The sequence below is a fragment of the Rahnella sp. NRRL B-41462 genome, from assembly GCF_003263525.1.
Classification (GTDB): Bacteria; Pseudomonadota; Gammaproteobacteria; order Enterobacterales; family Enterobacteriaceae; genus Rahnella; species Rahnella aceris.
Window position 1 is genome coordinate 16,913 of sequence record NZ_JYDF01000041.1, and the last position, 13,819, is coordinate 30,731.

The 13,819-nt window shown below is 54.1% G+C and carries 12 protein-coding genes and 1 pseudogene; 3 read left to right on the forward strand and 10 right to left on the reverse strand.

Annotated features, from left to right (window positions below):
* Positions 1–150: 150 nt before the first annotated feature.
* On the forward strand, positions 151–2,181 hold the full coding sequence (gene mnmC, locus UC14_RS11255) for a bifunctional tRNA (5-methylaminomethyl-2-thiouridine)(34)-methyltransferase MnmD/FAD-dependent 5-carboxymethylaminomethyl-2-thiouridine(34) oxidoreductase MnmC (protein ID WP_112197712.1): 2,031 nt from the start codon (positions 151–153) through the stop codon (positions 2,179–2,181).
* A 73-nt stretch (positions 2,182–2,254) separates the two neighbouring features.
* Here mnmC and UC14_RS11260 read toward each other — a convergent pair whose 3' ends face one another.
* The 6 genes from UC14_RS11260 to prmB all read right to left on the reverse strand — a co-directional run bounded on the left by UC14_RS11260 (position 2,255) and on the right by prmB (position 7,024).
* Complete coding sequence (locus tag UC14_RS11260; RefSeq protein WP_013574543.1) at positions 2,255–2,533, reverse strand: YfcL family protein; 279 nt, start codon at positions 2,531–2,533, stop codon at positions 2,255–2,257.
* A 24-nt stretch (positions 2,534–2,557) separates the two neighbouring features.
* A complete protein-coding gene (locus UC14_RS11265; protein ID WP_013574542.1) occupies positions 2,558–3,115 on the reverse strand; it encodes an elongation factor P hydroxylase in 558 nt (185 codons plus the stop codon).
* A 102-nt stretch (positions 3,116–3,217) separates the two neighbouring features.
* Complete coding sequence (locus tag UC14_RS11270; protein WP_013574541.1) at positions 3,218–4,018, reverse strand: sulfite exporter TauE/SafE family protein; 801 nt, start codon at positions 4,016–4,018, stop codon at positions 3,218–3,220.
* A gap of 45 nt (positions 4,019–4,063) precedes the next feature.
* Positions 4,064–4,915 (reverse strand): penicillin-insensitive murein endopeptidase, encoded by an 852-nt coding sequence (mepA, locus tag UC14_RS11275; protein ID WP_013574540.1) that lies wholly within the window; start codon positions 4,913–4,915, stop codon positions 4,064–4,066.
* An 8-nt stretch (positions 4,916–4,923) separates the two neighbouring features.
* Positions 4,924–6,009 (reverse strand): chorismate synthase, encoded by a 1,086-nt coding sequence (aroC, locus tag UC14_RS11280; RefSeq protein ID WP_013574539.1) that lies wholly within the window; start codon positions 6,007–6,009, stop codon positions 4,924–4,926.
* Between the two features lie 82 nt (positions 6,010–6,091).
* Entirely contained in the window at positions 6,092–7,024 is a 933-nt protein-coding gene (gene prmB, locus UC14_RS11285) for a 50S ribosomal protein L3 N(5)-glutamine methyltransferase (RefSeq protein WP_013574538.1), read from the reverse strand.
* Between the two features lie 203 nt (positions 7,025–7,227).
* On the opposite strand from prmB, the gene smrB reads away from it, so the two are divergent.
* Positions 7,228–7,767 carry an endonuclease SmrB gene (smrB, locus tag UC14_RS11290; protein ID WP_013574537.1) on the forward strand — a complete coding sequence of 180 codons (540 nt, stop codon included), beginning with the start codon at positions 7,228–7,230 and terminating at the stop codon, positions 7,765–7,767.
* Between the two features lie 85 nt (positions 7,768–7,852).
* On the opposite strand, the gene sixA is transcribed toward smrB, so the two are convergent.
* The 4 genes from sixA to UC14_RS11310 all read right to left on the reverse strand — a co-directional run bounded on the left by sixA (position 7,853) and on the right by UC14_RS11310 (position 12,926).
* The gene (gene sixA, locus UC14_RS11295) at positions 7,853–8,341 is read right to left on the reverse strand and encodes a phosphohistidine phosphatase SixA (protein ID WP_013574536.1); all 489 of its coding nucleotides are present in this window, start codon (positions 8,339–8,341) and stop codon (positions 7,853–7,855) included.
* Positions 8,342–8,762: 421 nt separating this feature from the next.
* Positions 8,763–10,964: a fatty acid oxidation complex subunit alpha FadJ gene (gene fadJ, locus UC14_RS11300; RefSeq protein ID WP_112197713.1), complete on the reverse strand. Its 2,202-nt coding sequence runs from the start codon at positions 10,962–10,964 to the stop codon at positions 8,763–8,765.
* On the reverse strand, positions 10,961–12,274 hold the full coding sequence (gene fadI, locus UC14_RS11305) for an acetyl-CoA C-acyltransferase FadI (protein ID WP_112197714.1): 1,314 nt from the start codon (positions 12,272–12,274) through the stop codon (positions 10,961–10,963). Before fadI ends, fadJ begins: the two co-directional genes overlap by 4 nt.
* 319 nt (positions 12,275–12,593) lie before the next feature.
* A complete protein-coding gene (locus tag UC14_RS11310) occupies positions 12,594–12,926 on the reverse strand; it encodes a YfcZ/YiiS family protein (RefSeq protein WP_013574533.1) in 333 nt (110 codons plus the stop codon).
* A gap of 416 nt (positions 12,927–13,342) precedes the next feature.
* On the opposite strand from UC14_RS11310, the pseudogene UC14_RS11315 reads away from it, so the two are divergent.
* Positions 13,343–13,819 (forward strand): annotated as a pseudogene (locus UC14_RS11315) (outer membrane protein transport protein); the annotation flags it as partial.

Below are 13,819 nucleotides of genomic sequence, written 5' to 3' on the forward strand. Positions count from 1 at the left end.
TCACCATTTGGGATTTCGTCACGCACTCTAGCGTACAGTTGTACGCCGAACAAGTCCGATCAGCAATTCCTTGTGTAAATCGTGGTAAATTTGCGCGGGTGCAAATGCAGCGTTAAACTCCGGCATCGCCTTGAACTGAGAGAGTTTCACGTGAGCCATAACCCGATCACGCCCGCTGAATTAAGCTGGAACGAACAGGGTACACCTGTTTCCCGACATTTTGATGACGTCTATTTTTCCAATCAGAACGGCCTGCTGGAAACGCGTCATGTTTTTCTCAATGGCAATCATTTTCCGGCGCGTTTTGCCGATCACCCCCGCCAGTTGTGCATCATCGCCGAGACCGGTTTTGGCACCGGACTGAACTTTCTGTCGCTGTGGCAAGCCTTCGATGCGTTCCGCGAGGCGCACCCCGACGCTGTGCTGCAACGCCTGCATTTCATCAGCTACGAGAAATTCCCGCTGTCTGCCCATGATCTGGCGACAGCGCACACACAATGGCCCGAACTCGCCGCGTATTCCGCGCAGCTTTGCGAACAATGGCCGATGCCCTTTTCCGGCTGTCACCGGCTGCTGCTGGCGGACGGGCGCATCACGCTTGATCTGTGGTTCGGCGATGTGACTACCCTGCTTCCGGCATGTGACACCAGTATGAATCAGCAGGTCGACGCCTGGTTTCTCGACGGATTTGCACCTTCCAAAAACCCGGACATGTGGACGGAGGCGTTATTCCGTTCTATGGCGAAAATGACCCGCCCGCAGGGTACATTCGCCACTTTCACCGTGGCCGGTTTTGTCCGCCGCGGATTGCAGGACGCAGGTTTTGACATCAGCAAGGTGCCGGGATTCGGCGAAAAGCGGCATATGTTAGCCGGTGTGCTGCCGGCAAAAATTGATGTACCTCATCCCGCACCGTGGTATGTGCGCCCGGCGGCGAAAAATGCCACTGAATTCGCCCTTCTCGGCGGCGGCGTCGCCAGCGCCGTATTGTCGCTGGCGTTACTTCGCCGTGGCTTTGCGGTCACGCTGTATTGCGCCGATGAAAAACCGGCGCTCGGCGCTTCAGGTAACCGCCAGGGCGCGGTTTATCCGTTGCTCAATGGCCGCGGCGACACACTGGAAAACTTCTTTGCGCATGCCTTCACCTTCGCCCGCCGCCAGTATGCGCAGCTTGAAAAGCGGGATGTGCCTTTCGATCACGGCTGGAGTGGCGTCACGCAACTGGGTTATGACGAAAAAAGTCAGGGCAAAATTGACGGCATTCTCACAGGCGGCTGGCCGGAAGCACTGGCGAAAGGGCTGAGTGAAGAAGATGTGGAAGCGTTGTGCGGATTGCCATGCGGCAGCGGCGGCGTGACGTATCCGCTCGGCGCGTGGCTGTGTCCGGCAGAACTGACGGCTTCGCTGATTGCGCTGGCCGAAACGCAGGGCTTAACGGTGCATTATCGCCAGCGCGCGACCGCATTAAATTTTGACGCAGATTCGCAGTGGGCGCTGACCTTTGCCGATGGCCATGTTGCCCGTCATCAGGCGGTAGTCCTGGCGAACGGTGCGGACATTACAGATTTCAGCCAGACCGAAAAACTGCCGGTTTACGCGGTCAGCGGTCAGGTTTCGCATATTCCGACCACACCGGCGCTGAGCAAGCTTAAACAGGTACTGTGTTACGACGGCTATATGACGCCGGTCAGCCCGCAGAATCAGCATCATTGTATTGGCGCAAGCTATCACCGCGCCGACAAATGCACGGATTACCTTGAGGAGGATCAGCAGGAAAACCGCCAGCGTTTACTCAACTGTTTGCCGGATCAGCAATGGCCGCATGACGTGGATGTGAGTGAAGGCGAAGCGCGAAACGGCGTACGTTGCGCGACACGGGATCATCTGCCGATGATCGGCTCGGTGTCAGATTACGACGCATTGCTGGAAAGCTATAAAAAACTGGATCTGGATATTCAGCGTCATCGCCCGGTTGCAGAAGCGCCGGTGTATGAAAATCTGTTTCTGTTTGGCGCCCTCGGCTCACGCGGTCTGAGTTCCGCGCCGCTGGGGGCGGAAATTCTGGCGGCGCAGATTGCCGGTGAACCGCTGCCGCTCGACAGTGACACGCTGGCAGCACTGAACCCGAACCGGATGTGGGTCAGAAAACTGCTGAAAGGCCGCCCGGTCGAATCGCATTAACCCGCCACTTTTCAGGCAATAAAAAAGCGCAGCCGGTTAATCCGTCGCTGCGCTTTTTTTTACTGAAAAGAGATTACTGAGGGAGAGATGCCTGATACAGATTTTCCCACATCCCCTGCACCAGAAGCTGATCGCGCGGCGAAAGTTCACCGGCTTTGATGGCCTTGTCCAGACCGTCCTGAACACGGAGTTTCAACGCTTCGGCGGTGTGTTCACCGTTCTCTTCCGCTTCCGCCACCGCGACGGTCAGGTGGCCTCGCAGATAGCCACTGGCAAATAACTCATCGTCGCTGGCGCTTTCGACCATATCGTCGATTAGCGTTAAAATCCGCGTTTCAAATTCTGCGATCATTACTCTTCCTCTCGTGTTCAGTTCTTATTCGATCGGCTGCAATGCAGGGAAATCTGCAGGCGTCAACGGGGCCGTATTGTAAAACGATTGTAACGCTTTAATAAAGCGCGCCGGTCTTTCAGGGATACCCTGCTCCAGCATACGCAGCACTTCTTCGCGTACTTTGTTCTGGAAACCCACGCGGTCCGGCTCGCAATCGCCGCTGAGATTGTCACAGCTAACGTTGAAACGAAAACCTGCCGCCGCACAGAACAACCATTCGTAAGATTGTGGTTTGACTTCCACTTTCTCGAATTCACTTTGTGTTTGCGCATCGCGGCCATCCGGGCAATACCAGTAGCCGAAATCAACCCGTTTACGGCGTTCGGCCCCGGCCACGCACCAGTGGGAAATTTCATGCATGCCGCTGGCGTAATAACCGTGTGCGAACACAATACGGTTAAACGGTTCTTGTTCATCAGCAGGCAGATAGATCGGTTCGTCGTCGCCTTTCACTAAGCGAACGTTGAATTCCTCAAAAAAGCAGGAATCAAAAATGTCGATCAGTTGATGATAGTTATGTGTTGCAGTCGAATCAGACATAATTGCAGTGAAACTCGTTAAAGTAAGATCAGGGGCGACAATATACCCCTGTTTAAACGCGTGTTTTCATGACTTCGGGCAAGCATTCTGCTGCTCCGGACATTATAAATGCAGGCTTAACCACTGATGAATTTCAGCACCATGATTGTCGTAAATCAGCTTGCAGCTCATCACCACGGAAACGATAACCACCATCGGGCGGATCATCTTCTGCCCCTTACTGAGCACCATACGTGCGCCCAGTCGTGCGCCGATAAACTGTCCGGCGGCCATGACAAATCCCAGCACCCAGATCACTTTGCCGCCCAGTATAAAGAAGATCAGCCCGCCCAGGTTTGAGGTGAAATTCAGGACTTTCGCATGTGCCGTGGCTTTTGCCAGATTAAACCCGCATAACGTCACAAAAGCCAGTGCGTAGAAAGACCCTGCGCCGGGGCCGAAAAAGCCGTCGTAGAAACCCACGCAACCGCCGCCTACCAGTGCATACGGCAGAGCATTTAAGCGCCTTGCCCGGTCACTTTCACCCAGCCGTGGCGTCAGTAAAAAATACAAACCGATGCAGATGATCAGCAGCGGTAAAACCTGACGCAATATGTCGGCGCGCAGATGCTGGATAAGGATCGCGCCGATCACCGAACCGGTAAAGGTACAGGCAATGTTCAGCTTCTGATCGTTGAGATCCACCACGCCACGCCGCACAAAGTAAAGACTGGCAGAGAAAGATCCGCCGATCGATGACAGCTTATTGGTGGCAATGGCCTGCGCCGGTGACACACCTGCCGCCAGCAGCGCTGGCAGGCTGATCAGCCCGCCGCCACCTGCAATGGAATCAATGAAACCGGCAAACAGTGCAACGAAAAATAAAACAACCAAAACCCACGGGGCAACAATCAACCAGTCCATTTTTCTGTCAGCTCGCTATGCGTGGCGAAGGGTGAGTAAAACGTATTAAAGAACGTGTTTATCCAGCAGCGCCTGACACGAAGGCGGCAACGGAGGCGGCTCTTTTTTCACAGGGATTCCGCTGCCCGGCTTGGGTGGCAGGAACCAGCTTTGCAGCTCAGCGCCACAGCCATCACCCGGAGGCGGCGGTGCCTGATTTTCACATTCGAGGTTACCGACCGGACAACGCAGACGAACGTGCATGTGCGCGCGATGACCAAACCACGGACGCACCTTATGCAGCCATTCACGATCCGTTCCGGCATCCAGACAAAGCTGTTGTTTGATGGCCGGATTGACGAAGATCCGTACCACGTCTTTATCTTGCGCTGCCATTTTGATCAGCGTTTCGATCCGTGGCTGCCACTGAGCTGGCACAATGGATTTACCGTTGGCGCTGACCAGATCGATAGGCTGCGGCTTGAGCAACATCTGTTCGCTCCAGCGCTGACGCGGCAGTTGCAGCCAGATGTCCACATCCAGCCCGGACTGATGACTGGCGTGACCACTGCTAAAGCGCCCGCCAGCCGGCATCGCCATATCCCCGACCAGCATGGTGCCCAGCCCTTTTTGCTGAGCCTGTGTGCCCAGACGGGTGATGAACGCCAGTAAATCCGGCTGGCCGAAATAGCGACGCTGATCGGTACGCATTACCTGATAGGCCGGAGAGTTCAGCGGCAGCGGCTGTGCGCCAACCTGACAACCATTGGCATAACTGCCAATCGCTTGCGGCGTGCCGGAAATGGGCTGGGTGATTTTCTGCCACGGCGTTACGGCTATGGCAGGTGCGCAAAGTGCAAGCGCCAGAAAACTGACGCAAACAGCACGAAACGCAGGTAGCGTGCGTAAAGGATTCATCAGATAAATTACCAGCGTGGCACGGTGGAGTGGACGTCGCCGTTCTGAGCACGCTGACGCAGTAAATGATCCATCAGCACAATCGCCATCATTGCTTCGGCAATCGGCACAGCGCGGATACCGACACACGGGTCATGGCGACCTTTGGTAATCATCTCGACCTGCTCGCCTTCGCGGTTAATCGTACGGCCGGGAACGGTAATGCTGGAAGTCGGTTTCAGCGCCAGATGCGCTACAACCGGCTGGCCGCTGCTGATCCCGCCAAGAATGCCGCCAGCGTGGTTGCTTTCGAAACCCTTCGGTGTGATTTCGTCACGGTTCTCGCTGCCGCGTTTTGCGACAACCGCAAAACCGTCACCAATTTCAACGCCTTTCACCGCATTAATGCTCATCAGCGCGTGCGCCAGATCGGCATCCAGACGGTCAAACACCGGTTCACCAAGTCCGACCGGCACGTGATCCGCCACGACGGTGATTTTGGCACCAATCGAATCGCCTTCTTTTTTCAGCGCACGCATCAGTTCATCCAGCGCTTCCAGCTTGCTTTCATCCGGGCAGAAGAACGGGTTGGTTTCCACCAGATCCCAGTCTTTCAGTTCGCAGGTGATATCGCCCATTTGCGACATATATCCGCGCACTTTAACGCCGAATTTTTCCAGCAGATATTTCTTGGCAACCGCACCTGCTGCCACGCGCATCGCGGTTTCACGGGCAGACGAACGACCGCCGCCACGGTAATCGCGCACGCCGTATTTTTGCTCGTAGGTGTAATCGGCATGTCCCGGACGGAACACGTCTTTGATCGCGCTGTAATCCTGCGAACGCTGATCGGTATTCTGGATAATCAGACCGATGCTGGTGCCGGTGGTCACGCCTTCAAACACGCCCGAAAGAATTTTCACTTCGTCGGCTTCGCGGCGCTGCGTGGTGTAACGCGAGGTGCCCGGACGACGACGGTCGAGATCGTGTTGCAGGTCTGCTTCGGTCAGCGAAATGCCCGGCGGCACGCCGTCAATAATACAGCCCAGTGCCACACCGTGGGATTCGCCAAAAGTAGTGACGCGGAAAAACTGCCCAATACTGTTCCCTGCCATCACGGCTCCTTAACCATTATGTTGATTGTTTTCTGAATGACCGGCACAACACCGGTCATGATTGTCATCGATGACGGGTATATCAGTCGCGGTATGCGCGGAACTCTTCGGCACAATCGACGAGCTGCTGTTTAGTCAGCATAAAGACACCGTCGCCGCCGTTTTCAAATTCCAGCCAGGTGAACGGGATCTGAGGATACTGTTCCATCAGATGCACCATGCTGTTGCCCACTTCGCAAATCAGTACGCCGTTATCGGTCAGGTAATCCGGCGCGCAGGCCAGAATGCGGCGGGTCAGTTTCAGACCGTCGCTGCCGGAAGCCAGACCCAGAACCGGCTCGTGGCGGTATTCCTGCGGCAAATCTGACATGTCTTCTTCGTCCACATACGGCGGATTGGTGACAATCAGGTCGTATTGCAGCGGCGGCAATTCGCGGAACAGGTCAGAGCGGATTGGCGTGACCCAGTTCTCGATACCGTGCGTGTCGATATTGCGCTCCGCCACGGCCAGCGCGTCGGCAGAAATGTCGACGGCATCGACTTCGGTTTCAGGGAACGCGTAAGCGCAGGCAATGGCAATGCAGCCGCTGCCGGTACACATATCCAGAATGTGTTGGGGCTGTTCGCTCAGAATGCCGGAAAAACGGTTGCTGATCAGCTCACCAATTGGCGAACGGGGCACCAGTACGCGTTCATCGACATAGAATTCCATGTCACAGAACCAGGCTTTGTTAGTCAGATAGGCAACCGGAACACGCTCATTAACGCGGCGGATGACTCGTTCAACAATGCGGTGGCGCTCACTGGATGTCAGGCGCGCGGTGTGCATATCTTCAGGAATGTCCAGCGGCAAAAATACGCTTGGCAAGACCAGTTGCACTGCTTCGTCCCACGGATTATCGGTGCCGTGACCGTAATAGACATTGGCCGCGTTCAGGCGGCTGACGGTCCAGCGCAGCATATCCTGAATGGTATGCAGTTCACTGACAGCTTCGTCGACGAAAATTTTGTCCAATTTTATTCTCCAGGCAGTGCACGGGTTTTTAACAGACGTTTAACCCATTATTTGCCGCATAGTTTGCCACGAAGCCTGCCACAAATCAGCAGCTAGTCAACGCACTTGCGCGATGTCTCGAAGAATTTAACCCTGAGTTTTCTTTAAACCGCAGGGGGACGGAAGGTACACTGTCTGTATTGAACGAAAATGACGATAAAAAAATGAAGAAAAAACACCTGCTCAGCCCCGAGGAAGCGGCGTTATTCCGCGAGGCTGTTCCGGGCATCAAGCGCCTGAAAAACGATACGATTACTCACCGCCCGCTACGGAAAAAGGTATCAGAACTGTCGCCTAAAAAGCTGATTCAGGAACAGGTGGACGCGAGTTATTATTTTTCCGATGAATTCCAGCCGATGTTGCAGGAAGAAGGCCCGGTTCGCCATATCCGGCCTGACGTCAGTCATTTCGAATTGAAAAAATTGCGCCGCGGGGATTATTCGCCCGAACTGTTTCTGGATTTACATGGTTTAACACAGAAAGAAGCTAAGCAGGAACTGGGCGCGCTGATCGCCGCCTGCCGCCGCGAGCATGTGCATTGCGCCTGCGTAATGCACGGTCACGGCAAACATATTCTCAAGCAGCAAACTCCGCTGTGGCTGGCACAGCATCCTGATGTCGAAGCCTTCCATCAGGCCCCAAAAGAGTTCGGCGGCAACGCCGCTTTGCTGGTGCTGGTGGAGCTGGACGACAAAATCAGCTAACCGCGAACTCAACACCGATATCCAGAAACGAGAAAGGCACAGCAGAAGCTGTGCCTTTCTTTGTTTAGTTTTCCGTCCCGGAAAACTAAACCTTAGCCATCACCTGGCATGGGCTGAACTGCCAGTCGAAAGTCCCCTGCCCGGTTTCACCGTTCAGTTCAACACTTGCCATCGCGGAAGTGGCGAACATCGGGGGGCAAACACCCGGACACAGCTCTGCCACCAGATAACCGACCAGCGGCAGGTGAGATACCACCAGTACCGCGCTGACGCCGGTCAGCGCCAGATGCTGCAGTTCACTGGCGACCACAGCAGGATCTCCGCCCGGTGTCAGTTCTTTCAGAATATCAATCTCAACGTTTTCAGGCAGCGCCAGACACTGGCGCACTTTTTCAAGCGTCTGCTGCGCACGCAGGTACGGACTGACCAGAACGCGGTCAATTTTGACGCCACGGCCATTCAGCCAGGCAGCCATATGTACTGATTCGTCACATCCGCATTCGCTTAAGGGGCGAACTGAATCGCTTGCAGCTTCGAGAACTGCATCACCGTGACGCATGATTACAACTTGCATATTGCACCGCTTTTGTTAACAAAAATAGCGCCATACAGAAACGCCTTGCGTGCTGTATTACCCATTGCCCAGCATTTCAATCACTGTCTGATTGATGTCTCTCATTACAAGATAGCTGTCAGGCAGTACATCCACTTAACGCGCTGTGCCCACATGCTTTGCATGGTAAGCATCAGCGGTCGGGCATTTTGCCTGAAACTTCACGTAAAGAAAACGCTGTTTTTTACACCAACCCTTACCGCTTGTAAACTATTCAGGCGATTTTTTAACCACTCAGGTTGTAGATCAATCGCTTGGGATTGTTTCTGTACAAAGTCATTCCCACCATAAAAAAGATCCCGCGGGCATTTGTCTGACTGCAAGCATGAAGCATGATCCGTTCCAGATTCTCGCGAAACTCAGCAATAAGCAGTGACCACAATCACACTTTACTGACCTTATCGCCTGTCCCGCTATCTGAACAGAACCGTTCTCCCTGATGCGCCCGACGTAATAGCCCTTCGCATGGGGTGAAGCGCTCACCATACTGATGCGCCAGTCGCTCCAGTGTCTTCACCACACTGGCGATGCCCAACTGGTCCATGTAACGGAACGGTCCCCCAAGGAATGGCGGGAAGCCAATTCCGAACACGGCACCAAGATCGCCATCCCGCGCACTGCGGATCACGTTTTCATCCAGACAACGTACGGCTTCGTTGAGCATCAGCATCACACAACGGTGGGCGATCTCATCTTCTGATTGCTGCACTTTTGGCGTGACATTCAGCAGACGGTAAATCGCCGGATCGACCTGTTTCTTCTTCGTCGCCCGCCCTTTCTGCCCGTAAAGGTAGAAACCTTTACCGTTCTTACGCCCTTTTCGGTCGTCTTTCAGCACTGCATCAAAACCGGAGGGTGCGGCAAAACGCTCACCAAAAGCATCCACCAGAATCGGACCAATTTTTGTGCCGACATCAATGCCCACTTCATCCAGCAACTGGATGGGCCCGACCGGGAAACCAAAATTCACCAGCGCTTTGTCGATGTGATCGACCGGTTCACCAGCCAGTAAGCAACGCGCCGCTTCATTGATGTAAGGCGCAAGAATGCGGTTTACGTAGAATCCGGCACTGTCGCCCACCACAATCGCCGTTTTCCCCTGTTTCCTGGCCAGCGAGACCGTTGTCGAAATCGTCTGCGCACTGGTGCCCGCATGCGGGATCACTTCCACCAGCGGCATTTTATCCACCGGGCTGAAATAGTGCAGTCCGATCACCTGTTCCGGCCTGTCAGCCTGCTCTGCAATCTTATGAATGGGCAGAGAAGAGGTGTTTGAGGCAAAAATCGTATGGGGGGCAGCATTTTGCTCGATTTCTGCCACCATGGCTTGCTTGAGCGATAAATCCTCAAACACCGCTTCCACCACGATATCAATCTGCGCAAAACCGCTGTAATCCGTGGTGCCGGAAATCAGCATCATCTGCCGTTGCTGTTCGTTGCGGGTCAGCCTGCGGCCTCGCACCTTTTTCTCCAGCAAATCCCAGCTGTATTTCAGGGCATGACGGATGCCTTCGTGATTAATGTCTTTAATACGCACCGGCAGACCGGCTTTGGTGGCAGTCACATTCGCGATACCGCCGCCCATCAGGCCACCACCGAGAATACCTGCACGGCGAACCGGCAAGGGTTCGGCATCGCCACCCTTTTCTTTTTTCAGCGCGGTGGAAGCGAAAAACAGGCCGCGCAATGCCGCAGATTCCGGCGTCATCACCAGCTCCCCAAAGGCTTTAGCTTCCGCCTGATAGCCGCTACCACTGCCCTGATCCAGCCCGGTTTTCACCACATCTATGATTTTTTCGGTGGCAGGATAATTGCCGTGCGTTTTTGCCCGCGTCTGTTTGCGCACAAAATGGAACAGCAAACTTTTGCCCAACGGGCCACCGGCCAGACGCGCCTGCCACGGCAATGGCGGACGTGATTTACGTCCTTTTGCCACACGTTCCAGCGCCGTTTGCAGCAAAATAGAATACGGTACTGCGTCATCCACCAGCCCCATTCTCAGCGCCTGCTTCGCGCGAACACTGCGACCGGTTAACATCAACTCCAGCGCTTTAGGCGCGCCGATAAGCCGCGGAAGCCGCTGCGTACCCCCGGAACCCGGCAGTAAACCCAGTTGTACTTCCGGCAGACCGAGTTGCGTTTTTTCATCCAGCGAACACACGCGGGCATGGCACGCCAGCGCCAGTTCCAGACCACCTCCGAGACAGCTACCATGAATGGCCGCCACCACCGGCACGGAAAAGGACGCAATCTGCGACATCACCGTCTGGCCCTTTTGCGCCAGTTCACTGGCTTCGGCAGCGGTCCGGCAACCGGAAATCATCGTGATATCCGCACCGGCAATGAACGAGTCCGGTTTGCCGGAAATCAGCACCAGACCTTTCAGATTGGGATACTGCTGTGCTTTTTGCAAAATGGCACAGATTTGCTGAGCAAATTCAGCCCTTAAGGTATTCACTTTTTCACCGGGAACATCGATGGTGATAATCCCCACGTGTTCAGCAGTAAACATCAGAGAAAAAGCAGAAGCCGGTTCGGCAGCTTCCGTATCTGCCGGATTCAGATTTTCCATATTATCTCTCATTGCGCGGCCTCCAGAATCATTGCCGCACCCAGGCCGCCCGCTGCGCAAGCCGTCGTCAGCCCGTAACGGCCTCCCCGACGGCGTAATTCGTGCAGCGTTTGCGTAATCATGCGTGCGCCGGTGGCCGCAAAAGGATGTCCGTAGGCCAGTGAACCGCCCAGAACATTGAATTTATCCCAGTCTATTTCGCCAACTGCCTGACTGCGGCCGAGTTTTTCGCGGGCGAATTCATCACTGGCTAACATTTTGATATTCGCCAGCGTCTGCGCGGCAAACGCTTCGTGCATATCGATAAGATCCAAATCACCCAGCGTCAGCCCTGCGCGGTCCAGCGCCAGCGGCGTGGCATAAGCAGGCCCGAGAAGCATATCTTCCCAGACGTCGATGGCAGCAAATGCGAAACTTTTCAGGTAGCCGAGAGGTTCAAGACCCAGTTCACGCGCGCGGGATTCGCTCATCATTAATATCGCCGCCGCACCGTCAGTCAGCGGCGTGCTGGTGGCAGCGGTAACAGTGCCGTGTTTGCGGTCAAACGCCGGACGTAATTTGGCGTACTGGCTGATTTCAGAATTCAGGCGGATGTTGTTGTCTTTTTGCAGCACTTCGCGGTAAGGCGGAATCTGCGCTGCCATCACCTGCGAGCTTAAATAACCCTGCTCCCACGCCTGTGCAGCCAGCGTATGAGAACGGTGCGCCAGCTCATCCTGCTGCGCACGGCTGATATTGTGGCTTTTCGCCATCTGCTCAGCGGTATCCCCCATGCGCAGACCGGTAGAATATTCGGCTACTGCCGGCGGCACCGGCAATAAATCACGCAGTTTCAGTTTGCTGAAAATGGAAAGGCGCTGCGACAGAGTGCGCGCTTTATTAACATCCACCAGGGCGCGGGCGAGACGTTTGCTGACGCCAATCGGCAGTACTGAAGAAGAATCCGCTCCGCCTGCGATCCCGACCTGCACCATGCCGCTCATAATGCTTTCGGCCACGTTGGCGACCGCCTGAAAACTGGTGGCGCAGGCACGTGAAACGCTGTACGCATCGGTCGACACATTCATGCCGGTGCCGAGCACAATTTCGCGGGCGATATTCGGCGCTTCCGGCATCTGGACTACCTGGCCGAAAACCAGCTGGTCGATGTGCTTCGGGTCTATCCCACTTTTTGCCAGCAGCTCACTGACCACAATTTTGCCGAGATCGACAGCAGGAATGCCGTGATAAGCGGTGGCCTGTTTGGCAAACGGCGTGCGCAAGCCGTCGACAATCGCAATGCGATCGCCCTCACGCGTCACCAGTGGAATAACGTTATTCATACGAGCTCCTGAGAAAAATAGGGTCCTAAGAGGTCAGACCTGATAACTCAGTTTTAACTATGTATTTACATTTGGCAAAGTGAAAGGCAATGAAGTGCGAGCAACAGCAAATTTTTCTGAAATAAGAATGAGAAGAAAGGCGGCAGGCAGAAATAGCAGACAAAAAAATACCGCTTATTTAAGCGGTATTACAACTTCCCCTAAATAATTTGAGTCGCAGGAAGGCGGCAATCGAAGTAATCCCGATGAGCTGACATAAGTCAGTGATTCGGGTTACTGAGTGCAGCCAACGCATCTGCGGCTCAAAGTATGACGGGGATTAACGCAGCCCGAGCTGGAAGATCATGGTTTCAGCCTGACAGCTGAAAGTAAAATCGATATTCAGTTCAACACCGCCTGCTACTTTTTCGATACGGCTGGTGATTTCGCACGGCTCAGATTCTACGCCGCGGGCACGTTCGGTCAGGGCTTGCAGGGTTTCTTTCGCCTGGGCTTCGGTTTCGAAAACGCGGCTGTAAGAAGCAGTGCAATCAGTGTTGTCCATGATGGTACCCACATCTACACAACAGCAGGCTGCGGTTTCTTCCGCACCACATTTGTTGATGGAATGCAGAGGTTGAGTGGATTTAGAGGACATGGTTACGTCAGACATAATTTCTCCCCGGCACCAACGGCAACATCCACCGTCTGGCCTGTTTGCGAATAAAGTTTTATTTCCAGCCTGTATTTTACGCCACCTCTCTGACAACACACTAGCACTTACTTATTATGTGCCTTTCAGGTGATCCAGATCACGTATATGTAAGTAATCGATGATTACAGCGTTATTGTTCTCACTTTAACGTTTCTTAATTGAACTTTTATTGTTTGTTTTTTGTTAAGCAGATCCAATTTCTTGCATCAAATAAGAAATATCAACGAAACATTATTGCAACTTCACCACAGGTCAGACCTATACTTCGCTCACTGGTCTGATTTGTCAGACTGATAACGGACCCTACAATCCCGCGCTCATTGTTACTCCATGTAACATTGTTTGATAAAAAACATAAAATTGAGGTTTTGGTCATGAACCAGAAAAACCTGTTTAAAAGATCAGCTCTGGCAGCTGCAGTGGCAATTGTTTCCTCCAACGTATATGCAGCAGGTTTTCAGTTAAATGAATATACCGCTGCGGGTTTAGGTCGCTCTTTCTCGGGTGAAGGTGCCATCGCTGACACCGCGGCATCCGGGAGCCGTAACCCGGCAACCATGACCATGTTTGATCGTCCTTCCTTCTCCGCGGGCGCGATTTATATCGACCCGGATGTCAAAGTGACGGGCAACTCGCCGGTTACAGGTCAGAGCACTGATGCGGATAACATTGCACCAAATCAGTGGGTACCGAACCTGCACTTTATTATGCCGCTCAATGATCAATGGCCGTCGGTGCATCGGCTACGTCAAACTACGGTCTGGCGACAGAATTCAGCGATAATTATCCGGCAGGCCCGATCGGCGGCGAAAATCACCGACTCGCCATAGAGCGGCTGAGACTGCCAAGGC

What these genes read in the sequence shown, in the direction of transcription:
- mepA (WP_013574540.1), bottom strand. Translation starts at nt 4,915, where the DNA reads ATGAATCCTTTACGCACGCTACCTGCGTTTCGTGCTGTTTGCGTCAGT.
- UC14_RS11260 (WP_013574543.1), bottom strand. Translation starts at nt 2,533, where the DNA reads ATGATCGCAGAATTTGAAACGCGGATTTTAACGCTAATCGACGATATG.
- aroC (WP_013574539.1), bottom strand. Translation starts at nt 6,009, where the DNA reads ATGGCAGGGAACAGTATTGGGCAGTTTTTCCGCGTCACTACTTTTGGC.
- UC14_RS11265 (WP_013574542.1), bottom strand. Translation starts at nt 3,115, where the DNA reads ATGTCTGATTCGACTGCAACACATAACTATCATCAACTGATCGACATT.
- smrB (WP_013574537.1), top strand. Translation starts at nt 7,228, where the DNA reads ATGAAGAAAAAACACCTGCTCAGCCCCGAGGAAGCGGCGTTATTCCGC.
- fadJ (WP_112197713.1), bottom strand. Translation starts at nt 10,964, where the DNA reads ATGAGAGATAATATGGAAAATCTGAATCCGGCAGATACGGAAGCTGCC.
- UC14_RS11310 (WP_013574533.1), bottom strand. Translation starts at nt 12,926, where the DNA reads ATGTCTGACGTAACCATGTCCTCTAAATCCACTCAACCTCTGCATTCC.
- sixA (WP_013574536.1), bottom strand. Translation starts at nt 8,341, where the DNA reads ATGCAAGTTGTAATCATGCGTCACGGTGATGCAGTTCTCGAAGCTGCA.
- UC14_RS11270 (WP_013574541.1), bottom strand. Translation starts at nt 4,018, where the DNA reads ATGGACTGGTTGATTGTTGCCCCGTGGGTTTTGGTTGTTTTATTTTTC.
- fadI (WP_112197714.1), bottom strand. Translation starts at nt 12,274, where the DNA reads ATGAATAACGTTATTCCACTGGTGACGCGTGAGGGCGATCGCATTGCG.